Genomic DNA, 26303 nt, shown 5'->3' with positions numbered 1-26303 from the left:
TCGGTCAAGGCGAGTGCCAACCAGCCCACAGCGAACACAGCCTTCGTGCAAGGATCGCGACATGGACTCCGAGGGCCTCTCCCAGCTGCTCAGCCCCGCGGGCTGGGCCCTGCTGTCGGCGCTCCCGCCCTACGACGAGTCCCGCACCATGGCCCTCTCGGCGCGGATGCGCGAGGAGGGCCTGGACCCGGCCCTGGTCGCGGCGGCCCTCACGCAGTCGCGGTTGCGCGCCAAGGCCGCGGCCAAGTTCGGGGACTTCGCCGGCGGGATGCTGTTCACCGCCGCGGGCCTCGAGCAGGCCACGCGGCTCAACGTCGCCGCGCACCACGCTCGGCGCTACCGCGACGCGGGCAGCACTCGGGTGGCTGACCTGACCTGCGGGATCGGTGCGGACGCCATGGCGTTCGCCGGGATCGGCCTGCGCGTCCTGGCCACGGACGTGGACGAGGCGACGGCCGCGATCGCCACCGTGAACCTGCGCCACTTCCCCGACGCCGAGGTCCGGCACGGGGACGGGCTCGCGCTCGACCTCGCCGGTGAGGGCATCGACGGTGTGTACGCCGACCCGGCGCGTCGGACCTCGTCGGGAAGCCGCGTGTTCGACCCGTCCGCCTACGAGCCGTCGCTCGACCGGGTGCTCGAGCTGCGTGAGCGGGTCCCCGCCCTCGGGCTCAAGCTCGGCCCGGGAGTCCCCCACTCGGCCCTGCCGATGGACGCGCACGCGCAGTGGGTCTCGGTCGACGGTGACGTGGTCGAGCTGGGCCTCTGGTTCGGTCCGCTCGCACCCGAAGGCCCCGGGCGGTCCGCGCTGGTGCTCCGCGACGGTCAGGCCCACACGATCCTGGCGAGCGACCCGGACGGCATCTACCGGCCGCCGTCGGGCGCGGTCGGCGCGTACCTGTACGAGCCGGACGGTGCGGTGATCCGCGCGGGGCTCGTGGGCGAGCTCGCCGACCAGGTGCGCGGGCGGCTCGTGGACCCGACGATCGCCTACGTGACGTCCGACGTGCTGACACCTGTGCCGACCGCCACCGCCTACCGCGTCCTGGACACGATGCCGTTCGGGCTCAAGCGGCTCAGGACGTACCTGCGCGAGCGCGACGTCGGCCGGCTGACGATCAAGAAGCGCGGCACCGCAGTGGTGCCCGAGCAGCTGCGGCGCCAGCTCGACCTGCGGGGCAACGCGTTCGCGACGATCATCCTCACGCGCGTCGCAGGCAGCCAGCAGGTGCTCGTGGTCGAGGCCGCCTGATGGCGTCGCCGGTCACCTTGCCGTTCGCGCACTCGGAGCGCTCCACCATCGGCATCGAGTGGGAGGTCGCGCTCGTCGACGCCGACTCGGGTGACCTGCGCCAGGCGGCCGAGGCGATCCTGTCGGCCGTGCGCCCCGACGACGGTGGCGAGCACCCGCTCATCACGCAGGAGCTGCTGCTCAACACGGTCGAGCTGCGGTCCGGGAAGTGCACGACGGTAGCCGAGGCGGTCGCGGACCTGCAGCGCGCGCTCGCGCTCGTCGGTGCCGCCGCCGAGCCGCTGCGCATCGAGCTCATGGGCGGTGGGACGCACCCGTTCGCGCAGTGGTCGCAGCAGAGGGTCACCGACAAGGCGCGGTACGCGACCCTGATCGACCGGACGCAGTGGTGGGGCCGGCAGATGCTGATCTACGGCGTGCACGTGCACGTGGGCATCGAGGACCGCGCCAAGGTGCTCCCGATCTCGCGCGCCATGCTGACGGTGTTCGCGCACATCCAGTCCCTGTCGGCGTCGTCCCCGTTCTGGGGCGGCAAGGACACCGGCTACGCCTCGAACCGCGCGCTGCTCTTCCAGCAGCTGCCGACCGCGGGCCTCCCGTTCGGGTTCGAGGACTGGTCGCAGCTCGAGCAGTACGTCGGCGACATGATGCACACCGGCGTGATCGACCAGTTCGACGAGGTCCGGTGGGACGTGCGGCCCTCGCCCCGGTTCGGGACGCTCGAGATGCGGATCGCCGACGGCGCCTCCAACCTCCTCGAGGTCGCCGCGATCTCGGCCCTGACCCACTGCTTCGTCGAGCACTTCTCCACGATGCTGGACCGCGGCGAGGCGTTGCCGACGCTGCCTCCGTGGTTCGCACAGGAGAACAAGTGGCGTTCGGCGCGGTACGGGATGGACGCGATCATCATCACGAACGCGGCGGGCGACGAGGAGCTCGTCACCGACGCGATCGGCCGCTGGCTCGTCGACCTCGCCCCCGTCGCCGAGCGGCTGGGCTGCTCGGCCGAGCTCGAGCAGGTGCGCACGATCCTGCGCCGGGGCGCCTCCTACCAGCGGCAGCGTGCCGTGGCTCGCCGTCACGCGGGCGAGCTCGACGGCGTCGTCCGCTCGCTCGTCGCGGAGCTGAAGGCCGGCCGACCCCTCTAGCCGAGGCTCGTCACCTGCACGTCGTCGTACGTCACCGCCGCCGGGCCGGTCGTCGCGCCCGAGCTGAGGTACGTGGTGATCCGGACCGACCCGGGTGACTGCAGACCGACCACCGAGTTCATGACCGTGTGCGTCCACGTCGTCGGCTCCGGTGTCCCGTCGGCCCAGACGCGCACCCGCAGCGTCGTCGGGCCCGTGCCCTGGACCTGCAGGCGCACGTGCGCCGTCAGGCCCGGACCGACGACCCCTGCGGGCAGCGTGCTGGCAGCGAGCACGGTCGAGCCGGTCAGCAGGTTGAGCTGGGTCACGCCCGTCGGGAGCACCTTGAGCCGCGCCGTGTAGTCCGCTGTCCCGACGAGGCGTCCGACGAACGACAGGTACGTCGCGGTGTCGGGCTGGGCCGCGTAGGAGACGGTCGCATGCAGATCGGTCGCTGATGAGGAGACGCTCGGCAGCGTGGCCGTGAGCGTCGAGCCGGAGGCCGCCTGGACCCGGCCCGCGCCGCCGCTGACCGAGAATCGCGTCGCCCCGGTCAGAGCCCAGGCTCCGCCGACGTCGGCCGTGCCCCATCCGCCGGTCACGGTGCGGTTGAACGCGTCGGAGGCGAGCGTCGAGGCCGGCGGTGGAGCCGTCACGACGACCTGCTGGGTCGTGCTGGCCGTCGCCCCGTCGTCGTCCGTGACCGTCAGGACCACCGGGTAGGTGCCGGCCACGGCGTAGGTGTGGCTCGCGGTCGTCGTCGTGGCGGTGCCGCCGTCGCCGAAGGTCCATGCACGCGACACGATCGTGCCGTCCGGATCGACCGAGGCCGACGAGTTCACCGAGACCGACAGGCCGGTCGGCGTAGCGGTGAACGACGGCTGGGGTGGCTGGTTGGCCGGGGGGTCCGTGACGACGACCTGCTGGGTCGTGCTGGCCGTCGCGCCGTCGTCGTCGGTGACTGTCAGCACGACCGGGTACGTGCCGGCCACGGCGTAGGTGTGGCTCGCGGTCGTCGTCGTGGCGGTGCCACCGTCGCCGAAGGTCCACGCGCGCGACACGATCGTGCCGTCCGGATCGACCGAGGCCGACGAGTTCACCGAGACCGACAGGCCGGTCGGCGTGGCGACGAACGACGCCTGCGGGGGCTGGTTCACCGGAGGCGGCGTCGTGCCGATCTGCGTGACGAGGACGTCGTCGTAGGAGGCCACGAGCGAGCCCCCGGTCGTGGTGCCGCTCGCGTACGTCGACAGGCGGATGCCGCCGGCGGTCTGCAGCGCAGCAGTAGCCTCCGTCGCGACGACCTGCCAGGTGGTCGGCTCGGTGGTGCCGTCGCGCCACACCCGGGCGCGCAGCGCGGTGGGCGCTGTGCCCTCCGCCTGCAGGCGCACGTGGATCCGGGTCCCGGCCGTCAGGGCGAACCCGGGAGCGGCGACGCCGGAGATCGCGACGCCGGTGCGGAAGAGCTGCAGCTGAAGGGCACCCGTCGGTGCGATCTTGATCCGGGCGGAGTAGTCCTGCGAGCCGACGATCCGGCCGCCGAAGGTCAGGTAGGCGGTGACGTCGGGCACGCGGTCGAGCGCCACGGAGGCGTGCACGTCGGTCGCGGTGGACCCGAACGACCCCAGCGTCGACGTCAGTGTCGAGCCGGGCGGTACCGCCTGCCTGCCCGTCCCGCCGGCGACGGTGTATCGCGACGCGGAACCGGCGTGCGTCCACGGCCCGCCGATCTCAGAGGATCCCCAGCCCGATGACGACGTGCGTCCGAACTGGTCGCTCGCCAGTGCTGGGGGCCCACCGGGGTCGTTGCCGGACATGTCGTACGGCATCACGAACTGGCTGTCGGCGTCGGTCTCGAACGCGCTCAGGTGCGGCGAGTACGTGAACGCCTTGATCTCGTTGGTGGCCGGGTAGAACGTGTAGTACCGCAGCCAGCCGTTGCCGCCGTTCGCGCGTTCCTGGTAGTCGGTGAGGACCTGCAGCACCGGCTTCCCGCACGCGTTCGCGTCCGTGCGCCGGGCCTCACCTGCCTCGCCGTTGTGGAAGTGCCCGCTGACGACCATGAAGATCGAGCAGCTCGTGGAGACGAGGTTGTCCCAGAGCTCGATGCCGCTGTTGCCGCCGTCGGCACGGATCACCTGGGCCGTACGCTGCCCCGACAGGTCGAGGAAGCTGTGCGTCGCGAGGATCGCGCGCCGGTCGGGGTACGCGGCAAGCACACGCTTGGCCCAGGCGACCGCCGCGTCGGGCGGGTTGAACTCGAGGCTGAGCACCAGGAAGTCCATGCCGCCGGCCGTGAACAGGGAGTAGCTGTCCGCGTTCTGCCGGTCGATCGCGTCCGGCCCGAACTGGTTCTGCCCCAAGTAGCCGCCGTACGTCGTGGTCGACGGCGTCCACGAGTTCACGGCGTACCTGCTGACCGGGAAGTACTGGCCGAAACGGATGAGCTCACCGTTCGCCATGTTCATGTCGTGGTTGCCCGGCACGACGCTGCTCGGCACACCCGCGGCGTCGAGGATCCCCCAGTACTGCGAGGCGCGGTCCCAGTTGGTCAGGTTGTCCTCGAACTCGACGATGTCGCCGAGGCTCGCGACGAACTCCGTGCCCATCGCGGCCCGGTTGTCGGCGATCCACTGCATCTGCTCACCCATGATCGGGTGGTTCGCCACCGACTTGGTGTAGCTCTGCGTGTCCGGGACGACGACGAACGTGAACGGCGCGGGTGCCGGGTCTTCCGCCACCGCCGGGTTCGCGACCAGTGCGGTCAGCACCAGAGCCGCGGATGCGGCGACGGCCGCTGTCCGACGGTGGAAGACGGTGTGCAGGTGCGACATGGACGGGCTCCTCGCAGTCCCGGACACCGTCCACCCGGCACGAAATGGTGTCAAGTCATCTCAAGCAGGACAAACAGGACATCACCCGCTCGGGGCGCACCCGGCGACTCAGGCCCGGACGAGCACCTGCGTCAGGGGCATCGACGAGTCGACCGGCAGGTCGAGCGGCGAGGGCGGCAGGCCACGGCGCAGCACCGCGGAGCCGAGCGCGGCGATCATTGCCCCGTTGTCGGTGCAGTAGCGGATCGGCGGGATGCGCAGCGTGATCCCGGCCTCGGCACACCGCTTGGCGGCCATGTCGCGCAGCTGGGAGTTGGCGGAGAAGCCACCACCGATCACGAGGGTGTCGACGCCGTGCTTCTTCGCCGCGGCGATCGTCTTGGCGGTCAGCACGTCGGCGACGGCCTCCGCGAACGAGGCGGCGACGTCGTTGAGAGGGATGTCCTCGCCGGCGTCCTGGCGGGCCTCGACCCAGCGTGCGACGGCCGTCTTCAGGCCGGAGAAGGAGAAGTCGGCGGCGTGCGCGGTCTGGTCCTTGGGGGCCGTCAGGCCGCGCGGGAACCGGATCGCGGTCGGGTCGCCCTCGCGCGCGAGCCGGTCGATGTGCGGTCCACCCGGGTAGGGCAGGCCCAGCAGCCGGCCGACCTTGTCGAAGGCCTCCCCCGCGGCGTCGTCCAGGGTCGAGCCGAGCTCGGTGACGTTCACGGTGTCGTCGATGAGCAACAGGCTGGAGTGCCCGCCCGACACCACCAGCGCCATCACGCGTGACGGGAACTGCCCGTCGACGAGCTCGTCCACGACCGCGTGGCCGATCACGTGGTTGACGCCGTACAGCGGCTTGTCGAGCGCGAGCGCGAGCGCCTTGGCGGCGGACGCACCGACGGTGAGGGGCCCGACGAGACCCGGGCCGGCTGTCACCGCGATGGCGTCGACCGCGTGCAGCGAGACGTCGGCCGTGGCCAGCGCCCGCTCGATCGTCGGGACCATGGCCTCCAGGTGGGCCCGTGAGGCGATCTCCGGAATGATGCCGCCGAACCGTGCGTGCTCGTCCACCGAGCTCGCGACGGAGTCCACGAGGAGGTCGTAGCCGCGGACCAGGGCGACGCCGGTCTCGTCGCAGGACGTCTCGATCCCGAGCACGAGGGGGTCTGCCATACGGGCCAGTTTAGGCGGGGCCGACGACGTGACGCGCCTCACCTCGTCGCCCGGAACAACCGTTGGTAGTTGACGCTTCAATCAGACATGACCACTGACATCACGGTACTCGACGGCCTCGACTTCCCGACGCCCGCGCTGGCTGTCGCCGACGACGTCGCCGACCTTCTCTTCCGCGAGGCGCGCACCGTCGCGGAGTTCGCTCCGGGCGACGTCACCGACGAGCAGCTCGCGGCCGTCTACGACCTGGCCAAGTGGGGCCCGACCGCGATGAACACGCTGCCGCTGCGGCTGCTCGTCGTGCGTACCCCCGAGGCCCGTGAGCGGCTCGCCGCCCTGATGAACGAGGGCAACCGCGAGCGCGTCCTGGCCGCCCCCGTGACTCTCGTCCTCGCCGCCGACCTCGGCTTCCACCAGCACATCCCGACGCTCGCGCCGCACGCCGCAGCGTTCAAGGACGTCCTCGAGGGCCAGCCCGAGACGCGCGAGACCATGGCCCGCACCAGCGCGCTGATCCAGGCCGGCTACCTCATCGTCGCGCTGCGCGCCGCGGGCCTGGGCGCCGGACCGATGGCCGGTCTCGACTTCGCCGCGGTCGACGCCGAGTTCTTCGCCGACAACGACTGGAAGTCGCTGTTCGTGATCAACGTGGGCAACGTCGAGGGCACCGGCACCCCGCGTCCGCGCGCCGAGCGCCTGAGCTACAGCCAGGTCTCCAAGAACGTCTGACGCGCACACCTGAGCTGGCGAAGGCCGCGATCCCCCTTGGTCGCGGCCTTCGTCGTCCTCGGGGTCACTCCCCTACGGCAACAGGGCGGGCCGGGTCGTTCGACCACTGCGACCACGAGCCCGGGTAGAGCGCCGCGTCGACGCCGATCGTCGCGAGCGCGGCGACCTCGTGCGCGGCCGTGACGCCGGAGCCGCAGTAGACGGCGACCGGACCGTCCAGCGAGTCGAACCGCGCGCGGAGCACCTGGTCCGGCAGGAACGTGCCGTCCGCGTCGAGCAGCCAGGCCGTCGGGAACGACCGGGCTCCCGGGATGTGCCCGGCCTGCGGGTCGACGGGCTCGACCTCGCCACGGAAGCGCTCGGCCGCACGAGCGTCGAGAAGGGATCCGCGCCAGGTGGCCGCCTCGTCGGCGTCGATGGTCGGCAGCGCGCCGCCGGCCAGGACCACGTCGCTCGGCGTCGGGACGACCTCACCTGCCTCGAGCGGCTGCGTCCACGCCCCCAGGCCGCCGTCGAGCAGACGGACGTCGCGCAGGCCCGCCCACCGCAGCAACCACCAGACGCGCGCCGCGGACATACCGCCGACCGCGTCGTAGGCGACCACGGGCCGGTCGGCAGTCACGCCCCAGCGGCGTGCAGAGGCCTGGAGGTCGACGGGCAACGGGTGCCGGCCGCCGCTCGGGGTCGCGGGTGCTGCCAGCTCGGTCTCGAGGTCCACGTAGACCGCGCCGGGCAGGTGTCCAGCGAGGTACCGCTCGTGGCCGTCCATCTGGCCGAGGGCCCAGCGGACGTCGAGCAGCACCGGCCGGCGCGGTCCCGCGAGCTCCGCCTCGAGCGCACCCGCCGTCACGAGCACGTCGTCACGATCGGTCATGTCGCCTCCGTCCTCAGGTCGAGCCGCATGGTCCAGGCGTCGATGTTGCCCGGCTGGTAGTAGGCGCGACGCTTGCCCAGCCGCTCGAACCCGACGCTCTCGTACAGGTGGATGGCCGGCTCGTTGTCGACGCGCACCTCGAGCAGGACCACCGCCGCGCCGACCTCACGCGCGCGCGCGAGCAGGTTGTCGAGCATCAGCCGGGCGTACCCACGCCCCTGGAACCGCTCCTCGGTGCCGATCGTCATGACCTGCGCGTCGTAGCCGTCGAACCAGAGGCCCGCATACCCGACGAGCTCGCCGTCCTGCTCGACCCCCACGTACCAGCGGCCCGAGCCGACGAGCTCGTCGGCCAGCCCCTGCGGCGACCACGCGGCGGCGCCGAACAGCTCGCCCTCGAGGCGTTCGAGGGTCGGCAGGTCGCCGGCGGTCAGCGGGCGGACGAGCGTGGACATCAGAGCACGCGCTTGCGGGCGGCCTGCGGGACCGCGTCGGGCCGGCGCAGGTACAGCGGCTCGGTGTCGAGGACCTCGTCGGCGCGCTGCAGCGAGAGGCGCGCCAGCTCGGCAGGGTCGGGGTCGAGGAGACCGTCGCGCGGGTCGACCCGCCCGAAGACGTCCGCGTACAGGTCTGCGCCGCGCCCGATCACCAGCGCACCGTCCAGCGGCACCTCCGCAGCGGGGCCGACCGACGGCGGGACGAGCACCTGGACGCGGCCCGGCCCGGCGAGCCGGTAGGACGACCAGTAGACCTCGCGACGGCGCGCGTCGGTCGCGACGACGACGTGGGTCCCCTCAGGAAGTCGTCGCGACGCTGCCGACGCGATCGCGTCCAGGCTCGGCACGCCTCGGGCCGGGATCCCGAGCGCGAGCCCCAGCGTGCGCGCGGTGACGAGCCCGACCCGCAGGCCGGTGAAGGGGGCGGGCCCGGTGCCGACGACCACCGACGTGAGCTCGCGCCGGTCGACGCCGGCATCCGCCAGCACCGCGGCGATCATCGGGGCGAGCAGCTCGGCGTGGTGGCGCTGCTGCGCGTCGGAGCGTTCCGCGAGGAGCGCGCCGTCGTCGTCGGTCAGGCTGACCGCGACGGCTGCGGACGTGTCTAGGGCAAGGACGGGCACGGTCTCAGCCTGCCATCGAACCGGGCAGCTCGACGCCCGCCCAGCGCGCACCGACCGGGTTCAGCGTGACGATCCGCTCCCCCGTCGCAGCGTCGTCGAGGTCCTCGAGCGCCCCGCCGCGCGGACGCTGCAGCGTGACCTCCAGGCGGTCGTCCGTCAGCCCCTCGACCCAGCCCTCGCCCCACTCGACGACTGTGACGGCCTCGTCCAGGCTCGCGTCGAGGTCGAGCGCGTCGACCTCGTCGAGAGATCCCAGCCGGTAGGCGTCCACGTGGACGAGCGCGGGCCCGCTCGCCAGCGACGGGTGCACGCGCGCGATCACGAACGTCGGCGACGCGACCTGCCCGCGCACGGAGAGCCCGGCCCCGATCCCCTGCGTCAGCGTCGTCTTGCCCGCCCCGAGGTCGCCCGTGAGCACGACCAGGTCCCCAGCCCGGAGCACGCCCGCGAGCGCCCGGCCGAACTCCCGGGTCGCCTCGGCGTCGGGAAGTCGCACCTCGGTCATGCCTCGCCCTCGCTGTCCACGTGCACGCGCGGCACACGTGCGCCGAGCCTCGTGACGATCTCGTAGGAGATGGTTCCGGCGGCCTCCGCCCAGTCCTGCGCGGTCGGACCGCCGTCGGCGCCCGTGCCGAACAGCTCGACCCGGTCACCGGCGACCTCGCTCGCGCCCGGCCCGAGGTCGACGACCACCTGGTCCATGCAGACCCGCCCTGCGACGCCCAGGGTGCGGCCGCCGACGCGGATCGGACCACCCACCCGGTCCTGCGAGCCCGACGCGTGCCGCGGGATGCCGTCCGCGTACCCGAGCGGCACCAGGCCCAGCACGGTGTCACGAGGGGTGACGTAGGCATGGGCGTACGAGACGCCGGTGCCCGCAGGTACATGTTTGACGTTCGCGAGCTCCGCCTCGACCGTCATGGCGGGCACCAGCCCGAACTCGGCCGAGCCGCCGAGCTGCGGGACGGGCGACAGCCCGTAGACGGCGATCCCCGGGCGCACCAGGTCGTAGTGGGTGTCCGGGCTGGTCAGCGTCGCCGCCGAGTTGGCCAGGTGTCGCACCTCGAGCCGGAGCCCAGCGCCCTCGACGACCTCCAGGGCCTCGGCGAACACGACCGACTGCTGCTTGACCGACGGGTGGGTCGGCTCGTCCGCATAGGTCAGGTGCGACCACAGGCCGACGACGTCGAGCACCCCCTCCGCCTCGAGACGATGGATTGCCGGCAGGAGCTCGGACAGGTCCGACGGCGTGAGCCCGTTGCGGCTCAGACCCGTGTCCACCTTGAGCTGGACACGGGCCGTCCTACCCGCGGCGCGCGCGGCGTCGGCGACCTCGTCGAGCGCCCAGGCGGCCGAGACCGTGAGGTCGATGTCGGCCTCGACGGCCTCCTGCAGCGGCGCTCCGGGGGCGTACAGCCACGTGAGGATCCGAGGCGCCGCCAGACCCGCGCGTCGCAGCTCGAGGGCCTCGCCGACCTGCGCCGTACCCAGCCACGTGGCACCGCCGGCGAGTGCCGCCTGCGCGGACGGGACGAGCCCGTGCCCGTAGCCGTCGGCCTTGACGACGGCCATCACCTGAGCGGTCGGGGCGTGCGCGGCGAGCGAACGGACGTTGCCGCGGATCGCCGCGAGATCGATGACGGCGCGCGCGGGGAACAGGCTCACGCCGCCCAGTCTCGCACTGACGTCAGGTGACAGTGACGACGACGTCCGCACGGTGGGCCGTCGCCGCGACGAGCCGCGCGTTGTTCTCGTCGGGACCGTGGGACCACGCGCGCGCCGCCTCGGGCGACTTCCCGAAGGCCTCGTGCCGGGCGACCAGCCGCGCGAGACGCACCTCGTCGTCGGGCGCGACGAACCAGGACTCGTCGAGCAGCGCGGCCACCGGGCCGAACCCGTGGCCGTCGAGCAGCAGGTAGTTCCCCTCGGTGACCACCAGCGGGACGTCGGCGGGCACCGCGATCGCGCCCGCGACGGGGTTGCGCAGGTCGCGGCGGTACTCGGGCGCGTAGACCGTGCCGGACTCGACCCGCAGGCGGGTCAGCAGGGCCACGAACCCGGCGGCGTCGAAGGTGTCCGGCGCACCCTTGCGCTCGGCCCGGCCGATGCGTTCGAGCTCCGTCTGCGCCAGGTGGAAGCCGTCCATGGGGACGACGACGGCCCGCGGACCGAGGGCCGCGACCACCTGTGCGGCGAGCGTCGACTTGCCCGCACCGGGCGCGCCGACGATCCCGAGGAGCCGCCGCTCGCCGGTCGCCAGCAGGGCCTCGAGCCGTGCGAGGAGCTCAGGCGTCACGCGTGCAACAGCTCCGCGATCGTGCCCGGCAGGGCGTCGACGACGGCCGTCGCGGAGATCGGGCCCTCGGGGTTCGCCCGGTGCGCGGCGCGACCGTGGACCATCGCCGCCGTCGCTGCGAGCGCGGCCGCGACGGTCGCGTCCTCGTGGATGGCGTCGACCCGAGCGGCCAGCAGGGCCCCGAGCAGTCCCGCCAGGACGTCTCCGGCACCCGCCGTCGACAGCCACGCCGGAGCGTCGGCCTGGGCGTACGTCGCACCGTTCGCCCCGACGACGAGCGTCACGGGGCCCTTGAGCAGCACGGTCGCGCCCGTGAGCTCGTGCGCCCGGCGCGCCCAGCGCAGGGGCTCGGCCTCCACCGCGGCCCGGTCGACGTCCTCGCCGCGCGCCGCCAGGAGCTCGGCCAGCTCTCCGGCGTGCGGCGTCAGGACGGCGTGCGGGCCGACGCGCTCGGGCAGCAGCACGAGCGCGCCCGCGTCGACCACCGCGGGCTCGCCCTTGACCAGCACGTGCTCGAACGCGTACCCGATGCGACGGCGCTGGCTCGCGTCGTCGGTCGAGACCCCCGGCCCGAAGACCCACGCCTGGACCCGGCCGTTGCCGACGACCACCTCGGGATTCTTGGCCACGACGAGCTCGCCGACGTCGCCCAGGTAGCGCACCATCCCCACGCCGGCACGCAGCGCGGCACTCGTCGTGAGGATCGCGGCCCCCGGATACGCACGCGACCCGGCCACCACCCCGACGACGCCTCGCGTGTACTTGTGCGCGTCCGCCGTCGGCACCGGCCACACGGCGGCGACGTCCTCGGGCTCGAGCCGGACCACCGCCGGGGGCCCGTCCAGCGCGAGCCCGATGTCGACCACCTCGACCGCGCCCGCCCGCCGCGCGGCCGGAGGGAGCAGGAGTCCGGGCTTCGCACTGCCGAAGGTCACCGTCAGGTCGGCGTCGAGGACCGTCCCGGACGCCACGCCGTCGTCGACCCCGATGCCCGACGGCACGTCGACCGCGACGACGTACGGATCACCGACGAGGCCCTCGACGACCTCGGCGGCACGACCGCGCAGGCCCGACCCGTCTCCCCCGATGCCGACCAGCCCGTCGAGCACGAGATCAGTGGCGACCGGGTTCGGGACGACGCGCCCGCCGGCCCGCACCAGCGCGTCGAGTCCGCCCGCGTGGACTCGCTCGCTCGCCAGGACGGCACGCACCTCGACCCCGCGCCGCGCCAGGAGAGCACCCGCGTACAGGGCGTCGCCTCCGTTGTTGCCCGACCCGGCAAGCACGAGCACGCGCGCACCGGCGACACGCCCGCGCAGCTCGACGAGCGCGGCGCACACGTGCACGTGCAGCGCGAACGCGGCACGTGCCATGAGCGGCACGTCGGCAGCCAGCAACGGCTCCTCGGCGGCTCGGACCTGCGACGACGTCCACGACTGCAGCACAGGCCCATCCTGACGGACACAGCAGGCACGGGCGACCCGGTCCCAGCGACGTGGCCCGGCCCGACCACCGGAGGTACGGTGCGGACCATGCGCTTCGGACTCTTCATCCCCCAGGGCTGGCGGCAGGACCTCACGGGCATCGAGCCACGCGACCACTGGCAGGTGATGAGCAGCCTCGCCCGACACGCGGACGAGGGCGACGCGTACGAGTCCATCTGGGTCTACGACCACTTCCACTCGACGCCCGAGCCCAACGGTGAGGCGACGCACGAGGCATGGAGCCTGATGAACGCGTTCGCGGCGTCCACCAGCCGCGTCCGCCTCGGCCAGATGTGCACCTGCATGGCGTACCGGAACCCCGCCTACCTGGCCAAGGTCGCAGCGACCGCCGACATCATCTCGGGCGGTCGGGTCGAGATGGGCATCGGCGCCGGCTGGTACGAGCACGAGTGGCGCGCGTACGGGTACGGCTTCCCGCGCGCGGGCGAGCGGATCGGGATGCTCGACGAGGGCGTGCAGATCTTCAAGCAGCTCTGGACGAACGGCACCGCGACCCTGGACGGGCGGTACTACCAGGTCGACGGTGCGCAGCTCGCCCCGCTCCCCCTGCAGGTCGACGGCCCACCGCTGTGGATCGCCGGCGGCGGCGAGCAGAAGACCCTCCGGATCGCCGCCGAGCACGCGCAGTACACGAACTTCGACGGCGCGCCCGAGGGCTTCGCGCACAAGTCCGAGGTCCTGCGTGGCCACTGCCAGGAGATCGGCCGTCCGTTCGACGAGATCACGCGCTCGGCCAACTACAACGTCGTCATCGGGGAGACGGAGGCCGACGTCGACGACCGCATCGCCTGGGCCGAGGAGCACCTGTCCAACACCGTGCCGTCGAGGGCCGCCGAGCTGGCCGAGAGCCTGCGGAACGGCCCGCTCGTCGGCACGCCCGAGCAGGTCGTCGAGAAGCTCGGTGCCCTGAAGGCCCTCGGGCTCGGGTACGCGATCACGTACTTCCTCGAGGCCGCCTACGACCGCACGGGCATCGAGCTGTTCGAGACGCAGGTCATCCCGGCGCTGCGCTGAGCCCCGGGCCGATCGGCCCGGCCTCAGTCACGTTCCGCGACGACGACCGCCGACGCGATGCCCGCGTCGTGCGAGATCGACAGGTGGAACCGGTCCACACCCGCCGCGGCGGCTGCGGCCGCGACGGTACCGACGACCTCGACCACGGGCTGCGCCCCTGCGACCCGGCGCACGGTCGCGTCCTGCCAGCTCATCCCGGGCGGAGCGCCGAGCGCCTTGGCGATCGCCTCCTTGACCGCGAACCGCGCCGCCAGCGACGTCTCGGGCATCTCGCGCTCCTCGGGCGTGAACAACCGTTCCCGTAAAGCCGGGACTCGGTGCAGCGTCGCCACGAACCGGGCCACGTCGACGACGTCGATGCCCACGCCGACGATCACTCGACCGTGACCGACTTCGCCAGGTTGCGCGGCTGGTCGACGTCGAGCCCCTTCGCCGTGGCCAGCTCGCACGCGAAGATCTGCAGCGGCACCACCGCCAGCAGCGGAGCGAGCAGGGTGGAGGTCTTCGGCACGTAGAACACCTCGTCGGCGTACGGACGCACGGCCTCGTCGCCGTCCTCCGCGATCACGAGCGTGCGGGCTCCCCGCGCGCGGATCTCCTGGATGTTCGAGACGACCTTCGAGTGCAGCGAGTCGCGGCCGCGCGGCGAGGGGACGATGACGAACACCGGCTGTCCCTCCTCGATGAGCGCGATCGGCCCGTGCTTGAGCTCGCCCGCCGCGAACCCTTCGGCGTGGATGTACGCGAGCTCCTTGAGCTTGAGCGCACCCTCCATGGCGACCGGGAAGCCGACGTGCCGCCCGAGGAAGAGCACCGACGTCGTGTCCACCATCGACCGGGCGGTCTCCCGCACGCGGTCGGCGCGGTCGAGGACCTGCTGGATCTTGTCCGGCATCTCGCGCAGCTCGGCCAGGATCGCGGCGACCTCGTCGGCGTACTTGTTGCCGCGCAGCTGCGCGAGGTAGAGGCCCAGCAGGTAGGCGGCGGTGATCTGCGCGAGGAAGGCCTTGGTGGAGGCGACGGCGATCTCCGGACCGGCGTGGGTGTAGAGGACCGCGTCGGACTCGCGCGGGATCGTCGAGCCGTGCGTGTTGACCAGGGCGAGCACCTTGGCGCCCTGCTCGCGCGCGTGCCGCACGGCCATGAGGGTGTCCATCGTCTCGCCCGACTGCGACACCGCGACGACGAGCGTGCGCTCGTTGACCACCGGGTCGCGGTAGCGGAACTCGTGCGCGAGCTCGACCTCCACGGGGATCCGGCACCAGTGCTCGATCGCGTACTTGGCCACGTGCCCGGCGTAGGCGGCGGTGCCGCAGGCGACGACGATGATCTTGTCGACGGTCCGCAGCACCGACTCGTCGATCCGGACCTCGTCGAGCACGAGGCGACCCCGTGCGTCGGTGCGGCCCAGCAGGGTGTCCAATACGGCCTGGGGCTGGTCGTGGATCTCCTTGTCCATGAAGGACTTGAAGCCACCCTTCTCGGCGGCGGCCGCGTCCCAGTCGACGGTGTAGCGGCGTGCGTCCGCGGGCTGCCCGTCGAACCCGGTGACGACGACGGCGCCCGGCGTGATGGTGACCACCTGGTCCTGACCCAGCTCCAGGGCCTCCCGCGTGTGCGAGATGAACGCGGCGACGTCGGACCCCAGGAAGTTCTCGCCCTCGCCCAGCCCGACGACCAGCGGGGAGTCGTGCCGTGCACCGACGACGACGTCGGGGGCGTCCTCGTGGACGGCGAGCAGCGTGAAGGTGCCGTGCAGCGTGCGGGCGACGGCGGTCATGGCCGCCGTCAGGTCACCGGTCTGCGTGTAGGCGCGTGCGATGAGCTGCGCGGCGACCTCCGTGTCGGTCTCGGAGAGGAACTCGACGCCCTCGCCGACGAGCTCGGCCTTGAGCGTGGCGAAGTTCTCGACGATGCCGTTGTGGATGACCGCGAGCTTGCCGGCGACGTGCGGGTGGGCGTTCACGTCGGTGGGTCCGCCGTGCGTCGCCCAGCGCGTGTGGCCGATCGCCGCGGTCGACGACGGCAGGGGGTGCAGGTCGAGCTCCTCGACCAGGTTGGCCAGCTTTCCGGCCTTCTTGGCGGTCGCGAGCCGACCCTCGGGACTCACCAGCGCGACGCCCGCGGAGTCGTAGCCGCGGTACTCCAGCCTCCGCAGCCCCTCGAGCACCACGTCCAACGGACGATCGCTGGCGACCTGGCTTCCGACGTACCCGACGATTCCGCACATGGCCGCGAGTCTACCGGCGCGCCCCGGAGGCCCCGGCTCGGGCACAATCGTCCCGTGCCACCCTCGCTCAGTCCGGCGACCCCGTACGTCGACCTCGATCGCGACGCGTGGGCACGCCTCTCCGCCTCGACGCCCCTGCCTCTCACCGACGCCGACGTCGATCGCCTCGCCGGCCTCGGCGACCCCATCGACCTCGCCGAGGTGGACGTCGTCTACCGCCCGATCTCCCGGCTGCTCGACCTGCACATCGAGGCGACCCGCGGGCTGCACGCCGCGTCGAGCACGTTCCTGCGCGAGGACGTCGGCGGGACACCGTTCGTGATCGGCGTCGCCGGCTCCGTCGCCGTCGGCAAGTCGACGACGGCTCGTCTGCTGCGCGAGCTGCTGGCCCGGTGGCCCGCCACGCCGCGGGTCCAGCTCATCACCACGGACGGCTTCCTCTACTCCAACGCCGAGCTCGAGCGCCGCGGGCTGATGGAGCGCAAGGGCTTCCCGGAGTCGTACGACCGCCGGGCGCTGCTCCGGTTCGTCTCCAAGGTCAAGGCCGGACGCCCCGAGGTCCGCGCGCCGGTGTACGACCACCTGACCTACGACATCCTCCCGGGGCGCGAGATCGTGGTGAACCGCCCCGACGTGCTGATCGTCGAGGGCCTCAACGTGCTCCAGCCCGCCAGGCCGACCGCCGAGGGCACGTCGAACCTCGCGGTGAGCGACTTCTTCGACTTCTCGATCTACGTCGACGCTCGCACCGTCGACGTCCGTCGCTGGTACGTCGACCGGTTCCTGGCGCTGCGGCAGACCGCGTTCGCGCGACCCGAGTCGTACTTCCACCGGTACGCGGCGCTCACCGACGACGAGGCCGTCGAGCGCGCCGAAGGGATCTGGGACTCGATCAACGAGCCCAACCTCCTGCAGAACATCCTGCCCACCCGGAGCCGCGCCACGCTGGTGCTGACCAAGGGCAGCGACCATGCGGTGGAACGGGTCCGGCTGCGCAAGCTCTGAGCCCTACCCCGCGTCCTGGACCGGGTACTTCTCGCTGTCGGTCTCCTCGAGCGCTGCCAGCGCCCGGGTCACGCGCGTGCTGGGCGACCCGCAGCGGTCGGTCGGCCACGTCGGTCGCATCGCCCGCCCGAGGGCGTCGACGAGCCAGAGCGCGGGCGCGTCGACCTGTGCGGAGCTGCACGTCCCGCCACGCTCGGCCGAGGGCGCGGCAAGAGCTGCGACGAGGGCCTCGAGGTCGCCCTCACGATGGCTGGCCGTCAGCGCGAGCCAGGTGCCCGACGCGTCGTGCAGCGAGCCGTCCGGTGTGCAGACGACGACGCTGACCGGCACGAAGTCCTCGGGCACCGCTCCCGCCTCGGGCGTCGAGGTCTCGCTGCTCTCGGCACCGGTGGTGGACGCGGGCATGAGGCCCAGGTCCCTCAGGACGGCCGGAGACAGGCAGTCCGCGGCGGGGGCGACGATCGCGGTGGGTGTGCTGTCAGAGGCGCCCGCGGAGGCGTCCGTGCCCGCGCTGCAGGCCGTCAGGACGAGGGTCGCGGGCAGCACGAGGAGCGCCGCCCACCTCGTCCGCACGCCCATCGCGCTCATACCTCTCGCCACCGCCGGCCCTGGAGAACCCATGCCGCGGCGCACCCCCACGGGTGTCTGACGAGGATGGGAGCGCCGTCATCACCGCCGGCACTCTTCGAGAGTAACCGCGGTCATGGGCCCAGTGACCGGGCGAGACCGGATCGTTAGGCCGCGGGGTCCGATCGTGAGCGTCCCGTGACCGGACGCGGTGCGGTGGCGAGCTCGACGACCGGGTCGGTGCCCGGCTCCGGGGTTGGGTCGGTCGCCGCGGGCGCGGTCGGGCCGTCGGACGCGGTCGTCGCGTCGGGGCTGGTCGGGTGCGTGAATCGCCGCATGACCCAGTCGATGATGACGCCGAGCGTGATGCCACCGACCACGCCGACGGCCACGGCGACGAACATGTTGTCACCGAGCCACGCGCCAGCCCCGATGCCGATGAGCGCGGCGTACGCGGCCCAGGTCACGGCGGCGATCGCGGTGAGCCCGACGAACCGTCGGCGCGGGTACCCCACGGCACCCGCGGTCATGTTCACGGCGACCCGGCCGACCGGCACGTACCGGGCAGCGATGATGAACGCGGCCCCCCGCTTCGCGAGGGTGTGCTCCGCCCAGTCGATCGCGGCCTGCCCGCGGGCCGAGCTCAGCACCCTGAGCTGCCTGACCTTGACCTTGGTGCCGATCTGGTACGCGATCTGGTCACCCGTGAACGCACCGAGAGCTGCCGCGAGCATGACGAGCCAGATGTTCGGCTCACCGCTCGAGATCGCCACCGCCGCGAGCGCGATCACCAGCGACTCGCTCGGGATCGGCGGGAAGAAGCCGTCGACCATCGCGAAGAGGTAGAGGACGACGAAGATCCACGGGGAGCCCACCAGGGCCATCGCCCATGCTTCGATCATCTGACTCCCCCCTCCGGTACGCGCATCGGCCGCCTCGTGCGACCGGTTGTAGGTCTCAACGGTAAGCCGCCCTGATACGTGCCCGGTATCGCGGACGGCTCGAGGCTCGGCTCATGCCCCTTCACGGGCGCCCGCCCCGGCACCCACCAGCTCACGCTCGCGCTCCGCGGGCACGGGGACTGGCCCTCGACGCTCGGAGGCGATGTCCGTGACCCTGCGCAGCACCTGGTCGATCACGACGCCCAGGGCGACACCCCCGACCACGCCGACCGCGATCCCCAGCATCGTGTGGCTGCCGAACCAGGCGCCCGCCCCGATGCCGATCAGCGCTGCGTACACCGCCCACGACGCCGAGGCGATCGCCGCGAGCCCGACGAACCGGCGCCGCGGGTAGCCCACAGCCCCGGCGGTCATGTTCACCGCGACGCGTGCCACCGGGACGAACCGCGCGGCGATGATGAAGGAGGCACCCCGTCGCGCGAGGACGTCCTCGGCCCGCCGGACACCGCTCTGAGCGCGTCCCGACCTCAGGACCCTCGGCTCGCGGCCCTTGACCCTGCAGCCGATCCGGTAGGCGATCTGGTCGCCCGTGAACGCGCCGAGTGCTGCGACCAGCATCAGGAGCCACACGTTCGGGGTGCCCTGGGAGAGCCCGAGAGCCGCGAGCGCGATGACGGCGGACTCGCTGGGGATCGGCGGGAAGAACCCGTCGACGGCAGCGAACAGGAACACGACGAGGAAGATCCACGGCGACGCTGCCAGGGCCACGGCCCACGCTTCCACCACCAGGCACCTCCGGCGTCGGGCGGCCGGACCGGCTCGCCTCCGCACTCGACGCTAGGCGGCCGCTGCTCGTCCCGACATGGGGGATGCCCCCGGTTCTACCCTGGTGGCCAGCCCACGCGGATCAGGGGGCCAGCCCCCGCACGACCGGCCCGCGATCGCTCAGTCGATCGGGAAGCCGAGCGCGTGGCTCGCGCCCGCGGGTCGAGGCTCGGCAGCCCAGCGCGCGCCGAAGCCGTCCGTCGTCGCCAGAGAGCGCAGCTCGGCGCGGTCCAGGTAGAGCGTGCCGCTCAGGTGGTCCGTCTCGTGCTGGACGATCCGGGCCGACCAGCCCGTGACCTCCTCGTCGACCGCCGCACCGCGCTCGTCGAACCCCGTCAGGTGCACGTGCTGCGCCCGCGCGACGACGGCGGTGTAGCCGACGACGCTGAGGCAGCCCTCGTAGAACGACGCCCGCACGGGGCCGACGGGCTCGTGCGACGGGTTCACCAGCACGCGGTACGGCAACGGCTCGCGCTCACGCACGGCCGCGTGCTCGTCCGACGTGGTGCCGGGGTCCTCCAGCACCGCGATCGCGAGCGGCAGGCCGAGCTGCGGCGCGGCGAGCCCGACGCCGGGTGCCGCACGCATCGTCCGGTGCATGACGTCGAGCAGCGCCGTGAGCTCCTCGTCCGACAGCTGCGCGTCGTACGGGGTGGCGACGGCCCGCAGCGCCGGGTGCCCGGCCTGCACGATGGGGGCGATGCCCCGCTCGTCACGGGTGCCCGCGTCGATGATCCACAGGGCGGTGTCCCGCAGTGCCTGGTCCCATTCCGGTCCCGAGTGGCGCGGGCCGTCCGGGACGGTCACGACACGGTCCCGCGGGCGAGCCCGTCCGGCACGCTCACAGGGCCAGCCGGTCGCGCACCACGCCGGCCAGCTCGTGCGCGACCCGGTCGGCCTCCGCCTGCGTGCCCGCCTCGACCATGACCCGCACGAGGTTCTCGGTGCCCGACGACCGGAGCAGCACCCGACCGGTGCTGCCCAGCCCGGCCTCGGCCATCCGGACGGCGTCGAGCAGCGCACCGTCCTTGTCCGCACGGCCCTTGTCGACGCCGGGCACGTTGACCAGCGTCTGCGGGAGCCGCCGGACCACACCGGCCAGCTTCGCGATGGGCTCGCCCGTCGCCGCGACCCGCGCGGCCAGCTGCAGGGCGGTCAGGACGCCGTCCCCCGTTGTCGCGTGCGCCGCCATGATGATGTGCCCGGACTGCTCGCCGCCGAGCGTGTACCCACCCGCGCGCATCGCCTCGAGCACGTACCGGTCGCCGACCGCGGTGTCGATCGTCGCGATCCCGGCCTCGGTCATCGCGATCTTCAGGCCGAGGTTGCTCATCACGGTGGTGACCAGAGTGTCGTCCACCAGGTCGCCGCGGTCCTTCATGGCGATCGCGAGGATCCCCATGATCTGATCGCCGTCCACGAGCACGCCCGACGCGTCGACGGCCAGGCAGCGGTCGGCGTCGCCGTCGAACGCGACCCCCAGGTCCGCACCCGAGGCGACGACGGCCGCCTGCAGCTGCTCGGGGTGGGTCGAGCCGCACTTCTCGTTGATGTTGCGGCCGTCGGGCGAGGCGTTGATGACGACGACGTCGGCACCCGCGGCCCGCAGCGCCGCCGGACCCACCTCGCTGGCGGCACCGTTCGCGCAGTCGACCGCGATGCGCAGGCCGGTCAGCGGGGCGTCGATCGTGCCGACGAGGTGCTCGACGTATTGCTCGCCTGCGCGCCCGGTGTCGACACGGATGCGGCCGACGTCGCCGCCGAGCGGCCGCTGCCAGTCCTCACCCATGCGCGCCTCGATGGCCGCCTCCAGCTCGTCGTCGAGCTTGTGCCCGCCGCGCGCGAGGAACTTGATGCCGTTGTCCGGCATGGGGTTGTGCGACGCGGAGAGCACCACACCGATGTCGACGCCCAGCGCAGCGGTCAGGAACGCGACCGCCGGCGTGGGCAGCACTCCGACGTTGTTCACGTCGACGCCCGCCGACGCGAGCCCGGCGGAGACCGCAGCGGCGAGGAACTCCCCCGAGGCGCGCGAGTCACGTCCGACGATCGCCCGCGGCCGGTGACCCTCGAACTGCCCGAGCGAGCCGAGCACGTGTGCGGCCGCGACCGAGAGGTCGAGCGCCAGCTCGGCGGTGACGTCCCGGTTGGCGAGCCCACGCACGCCGTCTGTTCCGAAAAGCTGCCCCATGGTGGTCAGACTCCTTTGTCGTCGCGAGGCCCGGGAACGAACCCACCGAGCCCCGCGTAGATGGTCGCAGACATGCCGATGGCCCCGCTGGTCGTGAGACCTGCGGGGCCATCGGCCTGAAGAGCGAAGATCAGCGCTTCGAGTACTGCGGTGCCTTGCGGGCCTTCTTGAGACCGGCCTTCTTGCGCTCCACGACGCGTGCGTCGCGGGTCAGGAAGCCAGCCTTCTTGAGGGCCGGGCGGTTGTGCTCCTCGTCGATCGCGTTGAGCGCACGGGCGATGCCCAGGCGCAGCGCGCCTGCCTGGCCGCTCACGCCACCACCGGTGATGCGGGCGACCACGTCGAAGCGGCCCTCCACGTCGACCAGCTTGAACGGGGAGTTGACGAGCTGCTGGTGCACCTTGTTGGGGAAGTAGTCCTCGAGCGTGCGCCCGTTGACCTTCCACTGGCCGGTGCCGGGGACCAGGCGCACTCGCGCGATGGCCTCCTTGCGGCGACCGAGCGCGTTGGCCGGGGCCACGTTGCTCAGACCGCGCCCGGTGGGGGCAACCGTCTCGGAGGTGTAGCTGGTGGGGGTGTCATCGCCCTCGAGGTCGATGTCGACCGTGGTCTCTGCCACTGGTTTCCTCGCGTCCTTGTTCTCTGCGCTCAGCCGGCTCACGCCTGCTGAGAAACCTGGGTGATCTCGAAGGGCTTCGGCTGCTGCGCCGCGTGCGGGTGCTCCGCGCCGGCGTAGACCTTGAGCTTGGTGAGCTGCTGGCGTGCGAGCGAGCTCTTGGGGAGCATGCCGCGCACTGCCTTCTCGATCGCGCGCTCGGGGTGCTTCTCCAGGAGGTCGGAGTAGGCCACGGCGCGCAGACCACCCGGGTATCCGGAGTGGCTGTACGCGAGCTTGTTCTCGCGCTTGTTGCCGGTCAGAGCAACCTTCTCCGCGTTGATGACGATGACGAAGTCACCGCCGTCGACGTGCGGAGCAAAGGTCGCCTTGTGCTTGCCGCGCAGCAACGTGGCCACATGAGTGGCCAGGCGGCCCAGGACGACATCGCTCGCGTCGATGACGTACCAGTTCCGCTCGACGTCGCCGGGCTTCGGGGTGTACGTACGCACGGTCGTCAGCCTTCGTTTCGATACGAATCTTGTCGCGGCGGAACTCCGCAGGGTGCGGGTCCGCCGATGAGAACTCTCGTATGGCATCCGGACGGCGAGCGGGAACGCACCGGTCCTGCCGTTCTGCTCGGTGCTGAGTACACCGGTTGGCACTAGGCCGCTCGAACGGGGACGCACAACGACTCACTAGGTTACCGGCCGCTCCGGTGAGGGGTCAAAACGCGGTTGATCACACAGTCCGCGCCATCCGCTGCTGCATCACGCCGCCGTCGGCGGTCCGTGCCGCCGCACGGGTCGGAGGGCCACGGATGCGGCCTTGACGACCCGGTCCGTCAGGTCGTCGAGCGTCGGGGTGCGCAGCGCCCAGTGCTGCCAGTAGAGCGGGACGTCGAGCGTCCTGCCCGCACGCACCTCGACCAACGAGCCGCGCTCGATCGCGTCACGCGCGGCGACCTCGGGCACCATCCCCCAGCCGAGCCCCGCCTCGACCAGCCCGACGAACGCCGACTGGGACGGTACGTAGTGGACCATCGGCGTCACAGTGCGCCTGCCGACAACGGCGGCGACGAAGCGTTCCTGCAGGCCATCCTCCCTGTTGAAGGCCAGCAGGGGCGCCGTCGCGAACGCCTCGGCGGTCAGCCCGTCGCCGAACCAGCGGTCCCTGCGGTGCGGCGCTGCGACGGCCAGGTACCGCATGGCGCCGAGGCGTCGGACGCGGCAGCCCTGCACCGCGCGCGGGTCCGCGGTGACCGCGGCCATCACGGTCCCGTCACGCAGGAGGCCGGCGGACAGGTCCTGGTCCTCGCGTCGCAGGTCGAGCAGGACGTCCGGCGGGAGGTCGGCGACCGCGGCGGGGAACCACGTGGACATCGAGTCGTCGTTGACGGCGACGGGGAGGCGTCGCGACGCCCCACCCGCACGGACCGCCCCCGCAGCGGGCATCAGCTGACCCATCGCGTCGCGGCCGAGCAGCTCCACCTGACCCGCCAGACGGAGCAGCACCTCGCCGTCGTCGGTCGGCCGGCACGGGCGTGTCCGGAGCACCAATACGCGTCCCACCTGCAGCTCTAGGGCCTTGACACGTTGACTCACGGCCGACGGGGTGATGTGCAGGCGCTGCGCGGCCGCGTCGAAGCTGCCCTCGTGGACGACCGCCGCGAGGGCACTCAGCTGGTCAGGATCGAACGCCATGTGAATGATCCTAACGGTTCTACAGAATCATTAACTGGCCTTCATCATGGCGGCCGTCTAGCGTCGCCGACATGTTCCCCGCTGCCCTCGCCGGCTTCCTCACATCGATGACCTTGATCGTGGCCATCGGCGCCCAGAACGCCTTCGTACTGCGCCAGGGGATCCGCCGCGAGCACGTCCTGCCGGTCGTGGCCGTCTGCGCGACGGCTGACGCCGTGCTCATCACGGCGGGCATCGCGGGCCTGGGCGCGCTCATCACGAACCACCCGGCCGTCCTGACGGTCACCCGGTACGGCGGTGCCGCGTTCCTGCTCGTCCTCGCCGTCGGCGCCTTCCGCCGCGCACGCCGCCCGGAGGTCCTGGACCCGGCGTCCGCTGGACCGGCCAGCCTGTCGGCGGTGCTGACCACCTGCCTGGCACTCACGTTCCTCAACCCGCACGTGTACCTCGACACCGTGGTGCTCCTCGGGTCGCTCGCGCACCAGCACGACCCGGGCGCGTGGGCGTTCGGGTTCGGCGCCGTCCTGGCAAGCATCACGTGGTTCACGGCGCTCGGGTTCGGCGCCGCCTTCCTGCGCCCCGTGTTCGCGCGCCCGCGGTCGTGGCAGGTCCTCGACGTGATCATCGGCGTCGTCATGGCGACGCTCGCCGTCCTCCTGGTGCTGTGACTACCGAGCCCGCCCCACGCGTCCCGCGTCCCAGACGGGCTCCGGCGTCTCGATCACGTCGCCGTCCGCACCGAAGACGAGGAACCTGTCGAACGTCCGCGTGAACCAGCGGTCGTGGGTGACGGCCAGGACCGTCCCCTCGAACGCGGCCAGGCCCGTCTCCAGCGCCTCGGCGGAGTGCAGGTCGAGGTTGTCGGTGGGCTCGTCGAGGAGCAGCAGCGTCGCTCCCCCGAGCTCGAGCAGGAGGATCTGCAGCCGCGCCTGCTGCCCGCCGGAGAGGGTCTCGTACCGCTGCTCGGCGGCCGCGACGAGCTCGTACCGGTCGAGCGCCTTGGACGCCTGCTCACGACCGATGCCCGAGCGGTGACCGTCCCCACGGTTCAGGATCTCGAGCAGTGTCCGGCCGACGAGCTCGGGGTGGCCGTGGTTCTGTGCGAACCAGCCCGGACGCACGCGCGGTCCGAGCACCACGCGGCCCGTGTGCTTCACGGGAGCCACGGGGGTGTCGTCGGCGGGCTCGTGCTCGGGGCTCGGGTCGCTGCCGCCCGCGGCCAGCAGCCGCAGGAAGTGCGACTTGCCGGAGCCGTTGGAGCCGAGCACGGCCACGCGCTCGCCGAACCAGACCTCGAGGTCGAACGGCTTCATGAGGCCCGTCAGCTCCAGGCCCGTCGCGACGATCGCTCGCTTGGCCGTCCGGCCGCCGTGCAGGCGCACGCGCACGTTCTGCTCACGCGCGAGCAGCGTGGGCGGACCGGCCTCCTCGAACTTGCGCAGGCGGGTCTGGGCGGCCTGGTAGCGCGACGCCAGACCGTCGTTGAACGCCGACTTCGTCTTCAGGGTGAGCACGAGCTCCTTGAGCTTGGCGTGCTCCTCCTCCCAGCGCCTCAGCAGCTCCTCCAGCCGCGAGCGCCGGTCCTCCCGGGCCTGGTGGTACGTGCCGAAGCCGCCCCCGTGCACCCAGACGGTCGCGCCCATGACGCCCGGTTCCAGCGTGGCCACCTGCGTCGCGACGTTGGCGAGCATCTCCCGGTCGTGGCTGACGAACAGGACCGTCTTGTTCGACGCCCGCAGCTTCTCCTCGAGCCACCGCTTGGTGGGCACGTCGAGCGCGTTGTCGGGCTCGTCGAGCAGCAGGACCTCGTCGGGCCCACGCAGCAGCGCCTCGAGGACCAGGCGCTTCTGCTCGCCGCCGGACAGCGACCGCACCTCGCGGTGCTGCGCCTGCTCGAACGGGATGCTCAGCACGGCGTCGGTCACCCGGTCCCAGCCGGCCTCGGCCTCGTAGCCCCCGACGTCGGCCCAGTCGACGAGCGCCTGCGCGTACCGCATCTGCGACGGCTCGTCGTCGGTCTCCATGATCGCGATCTCGGCGGCGCTGAGCTCGACGGCGGCGTCCCGCACCGACGCCACGGCCAGCGACGCCAGCAGGTCGCGGATCGAGCGGTCGTCGTTGATCCGGCCGATGTCCTGCCGCATGATCCCGAGGCCACCGCTGCGCCCGACCGACCCAGCGTGCGGGCTCTCGTCGCCCGCGACGATCCGCAGCAGCGTGGTCTTGCCCGCGCCGTTGGGCCCGACGAGGGCGACGCGCGCGCCGTCAGCGACCCGGAACGTGACGTCGTCGAGGAGAGGCCGGCCGTCGGACAGCACGTAGCCGATCCCGCCGATGTCGAGGTGACCCATGCGACCAGTGTCCCTTGGCGTCGCGCCA

General features: G+C 72.3%; 26 protein-coding genes. 6 read left to right on the top strand and 20 right to left on the bottom strand.

The window, feature by feature from the left end; translation table 11 throughout:
- Positions 1-61: 61 nt before the first annotated feature.
- Positions 62-1252 carry a class I SAM-dependent methyltransferase gene (locus tag AC1DPN_RS03510; RefSeq protein ID WP_477083306.1) on the top strand — a complete coding sequence of 397 codons (1191 nt, stop codon included), beginning with the start codon at positions 62-64 and terminating at the stop codon, positions 1250-1252.
- The gene (locus AC1DPN_RS03505; RefSeq protein WP_477083305.1) at positions 1252-2400 is read left to right on the top strand and encodes a glutamate--cysteine ligase; all 1149 of its coding nucleotides are present in this window, start codon (positions 1252-1254) and stop codon (positions 2398-2400) included. The genes AC1DPN_RS03510 and AC1DPN_RS03505 overlap by 1 nt, the downstream gene beginning before the upstream one ends.
- On the opposite strand, the gene AC1DPN_RS03500 is transcribed toward AC1DPN_RS03505, so the two are convergent.
- The gene (locus AC1DPN_RS03500) at positions 2397-5213 is read right to left on the bottom strand and encodes a PKD domain-containing protein (protein ID WP_477083304.1); all 2817 of its coding nucleotides are present in this window, start codon (positions 5211-5213) and stop codon (positions 2397-2399) included. The genes AC1DPN_RS03505 and AC1DPN_RS03500 overlap by 4 nt on opposite strands.
- Positions 5214-5321: 108 nt before the next feature.
- Positions 5322-6368 carry a tRNA (adenosine(37)-N6)-threonylcarbamoyltransferase complex transferase subunit TsaD gene (tsaD, locus tag AC1DPN_RS03495; protein WP_477083303.1) on the bottom strand — a complete coding sequence of 349 codons (1047 nt, stop codon included), beginning with the start codon at positions 6366-6368 and terminating at the stop codon, positions 5322-5324.
- Positions 6369-6455: 87 nt separating this feature from the next.
- On the opposite strand from tsaD, the gene AC1DPN_RS03490 reads away from it, so the two are divergent.
- A complete protein-coding gene (locus AC1DPN_RS03490) occupies positions 6456-7097 on the top strand; it encodes a malonic semialdehyde reductase (RefSeq protein ID WP_477083302.1) in 642 nt (213 codons plus the stop codon).
- A 64-nt stretch (positions 7098-7161) separates the two neighbouring features.
- Here AC1DPN_RS03490 and AC1DPN_RS03485 read toward each other — a convergent pair whose 3' ends face one another.
- From AC1DPN_RS03485 to AC1DPN_RS03455, 7 genes are read right to left on the bottom strand one after another with little or no spacing between them, the layout of a single operon-like run.
- Positions 7162-7971, bottom strand: a complete 810-nt coding sequence (locus tag AC1DPN_RS03485; protein WP_477083301.1) for a sulfurtransferase — start codon at positions 7969-7971, stop codon at positions 7162-7164.
- A complete protein-coding gene (rimI, locus tag AC1DPN_RS03480; protein ID WP_477083300.1) occupies positions 7968-8426 on the bottom strand; it encodes a ribosomal protein S18-alanine N-acetyltransferase in 459 nt (152 codons plus the stop codon). The genes AC1DPN_RS03485 and rimI overlap by 4 nt, the downstream gene beginning before the upstream one ends.
- A complete protein-coding gene (gene tsaB, locus AC1DPN_RS03475) occupies positions 8426-9091 on the bottom strand; it encodes a tRNA (adenosine(37)-N6)-threonylcarbamoyltransferase complex dimerization subunit type 1 TsaB (protein WP_477083299.1) in 666 nt (221 codons plus the stop codon). The genes rimI and tsaB overlap by 1 nt, the downstream gene beginning before the upstream one ends.
- Positions 9092-9095: 4 nt before the next feature.
- On the bottom strand, positions 9096-9596 hold the full coding sequence (gene tsaE, locus AC1DPN_RS03470) for a tRNA (adenosine(37)-N6)-threonylcarbamoyltransferase complex ATPase subunit type 1 TsaE (RefSeq protein ID WP_477083298.1): 501 nt from the start codon (positions 9594-9596) through the stop codon (positions 9096-9098).
- Complete coding sequence (gene alr, locus AC1DPN_RS03465) at positions 9593-10756, bottom strand: alanine racemase (RefSeq protein WP_477083297.1); 1164 nt, start codon at positions 10754-10756, stop codon at positions 9593-9595. The genes tsaE and alr overlap by 4 nt, the downstream gene beginning before the upstream one ends.
- A gap of 22 nt (positions 10757-10778) precedes the next feature.
- Positions 10779-11387 carry a nucleoside/nucleotide kinase family protein gene (locus tag AC1DPN_RS03460; RefSeq protein WP_477083296.1) on the bottom strand — a complete coding sequence of 203 codons (609 nt, stop codon included), beginning with the start codon at positions 11385-11387 and terminating at the stop codon, positions 10779-10781.
- Positions 11384-12832 (bottom strand): bifunctional ADP-dependent NAD(P)H-hydrate dehydratase/NAD(P)H-hydrate epimerase, encoded by a 1449-nt coding sequence (locus AC1DPN_RS03455; RefSeq protein WP_477083295.1) that lies wholly within the window; start codon positions 12830-12832, stop codon positions 11384-11386. The genes AC1DPN_RS03460 and AC1DPN_RS03455 overlap by 4 nt, the downstream gene beginning before the upstream one ends.
- A gap of 87 nt (positions 12833-12919) precedes the next feature.
- Between AC1DPN_RS03455 and AC1DPN_RS03450 the strand changes: the two genes are divergently transcribed.
- Positions 12920-13906 (top strand): LLM class F420-dependent oxidoreductase, encoded by a 987-nt coding sequence (locus tag AC1DPN_RS03450; protein ID WP_477083294.1) that lies wholly within the window; start codon positions 12920-12922, stop codon positions 13904-13906.
- Positions 13907-13929: 23 nt separating this feature from the next.
- Here AC1DPN_RS03450 and AC1DPN_RS03445 read toward each other — a convergent pair whose 3' ends face one another.
- Positions 13930-14283: a holo-ACP synthase gene (locus AC1DPN_RS03445; protein WP_477083293.1), complete on the bottom strand. Its 354-nt coding sequence runs from the start codon at positions 14281-14283 to the stop codon at positions 13930-13932.
- Positions 14280-16136 carry a glutamine--fructose-6-phosphate transaminase (isomerizing) gene (gene glmS, locus AC1DPN_RS03440; protein ID WP_477083292.1) on the bottom strand — a complete coding sequence of 619 codons (1857 nt, stop codon included), beginning with the start codon at positions 16134-16136 and terminating at the stop codon, positions 14280-14282. The genes AC1DPN_RS03445 and glmS overlap by 4 nt, the downstream gene beginning before the upstream one ends.
- Positions 16137-16190: 54 nt before the next feature.
- On the opposite strand from glmS, the gene coaA reads away from it, so the two are divergent.
- The gene (gene coaA / locus AC1DPN_RS03435; RefSeq protein ID WP_477083291.1) at positions 16191-17141 is read left to right on the top strand and encodes a type I pantothenate kinase; all 951 of its coding nucleotides are present in this window, start codon (positions 16191-16193) and stop codon (positions 17139-17141) included.
- A 3-nt stretch (positions 17142-17144) separates the two neighbouring features.
- Here the strand turns inward: coaA and AC1DPN_RS03430 are convergent, their stop codons facing one another.
- From AC1DPN_RS03430 to AC1DPN_RS03395, 8 genes are all read right to left on the bottom strand, one after another.
- Complete coding sequence (locus AC1DPN_RS03430; RefSeq protein WP_477083290.1) at positions 17145-17729, bottom strand: hypothetical protein; 585 nt, start codon at positions 17727-17729, stop codon at positions 17145-17147.
- 146 nt (positions 17730-17875) lie between these two features.
- Positions 17876-18610 (bottom strand): DedA family protein, encoded by a 735-nt coding sequence (locus tag AC1DPN_RS03425; RefSeq protein WP_477083289.1) that lies wholly within the window; start codon positions 18608-18610, stop codon positions 17876-17878.
- 111 nt (positions 18611-18721) lie between these two features.
- Complete coding sequence (locus tag AC1DPN_RS03420; RefSeq protein ID WP_477083288.1) at positions 18722-19393, bottom strand: DedA family protein; 672 nt, start codon at positions 19391-19393, stop codon at positions 18722-18724.
- Between the two features lie 162 nt (positions 19394-19555).
- A complete protein-coding gene (locus AC1DPN_RS03415) occupies positions 19556-20242 on the bottom strand; it encodes a peptide deformylase (protein ID WP_477083287.1) in 687 nt (228 codons plus the stop codon).
- Positions 20243-20276: 34 nt separating this feature from the next.
- Positions 20277-21626: a phosphoglucosamine mutase gene (gene glmM, locus AC1DPN_RS03410; protein ID WP_477083286.1), complete on the bottom strand. Its 1350-nt coding sequence runs from the start codon at positions 21624-21626 to the stop codon at positions 20277-20279.
- 130 nt (positions 21627-21756) lie between these two features.
- The gene (rpsI, locus tag AC1DPN_RS03405) at positions 21757-22245 is read right to left on the bottom strand and encodes a 30S ribosomal protein S9 (protein WP_456844719.1); all 489 of its coding nucleotides are present in this window, start codon (positions 22243-22245) and stop codon (positions 21757-21759) included.
- 38 nt (positions 22246-22283) lie between these two features.
- Positions 22284-22733, bottom strand: coding sequence for a 50S ribosomal protein L13 (gene rplM, locus AC1DPN_RS03400; protein WP_477083285.1), 450 nt, complete (start codon positions 22731-22733; stop codon positions 22284-22286).
- Between the two features lie 258 nt (positions 22734-22991).
- A complete protein-coding gene (locus AC1DPN_RS03395) occupies positions 22992-23924 on the bottom strand; it encodes a LysR family transcriptional regulator ArgP (RefSeq protein ID WP_477083284.1) in 933 nt (310 codons plus the stop codon).
- A gap of 71 nt (positions 23925-23995) precedes the next feature.
- Between AC1DPN_RS03395 and AC1DPN_RS03390 the strand changes: the two genes are divergently transcribed.
- Positions 23996-24592, top strand: a complete 597-nt coding sequence (locus tag AC1DPN_RS03390; RefSeq protein WP_477083283.1) for a LysE/ArgO family amino acid transporter — start codon at positions 23996-23998, stop codon at positions 24590-24592.
- Here AC1DPN_RS03390 and AC1DPN_RS03385 read toward each other — a convergent pair whose 3' ends face one another.
- A complete protein-coding gene (locus AC1DPN_RS03385) occupies positions 24593-26275 on the bottom strand; it encodes an ABC-F family ATP-binding cassette domain-containing protein (protein WP_477083282.1) in 1683 nt (560 codons plus the stop codon).
- Between the last annotated feature and the right edge of the window lie 28 nt (positions 26276-26303).

It is taken from the genome of Cellulomonas sp. P4_H4 (assembly GCF_056400865.1).
This window is presented reverse-complemented; position numbering and strand designations above follow the sequence as displayed.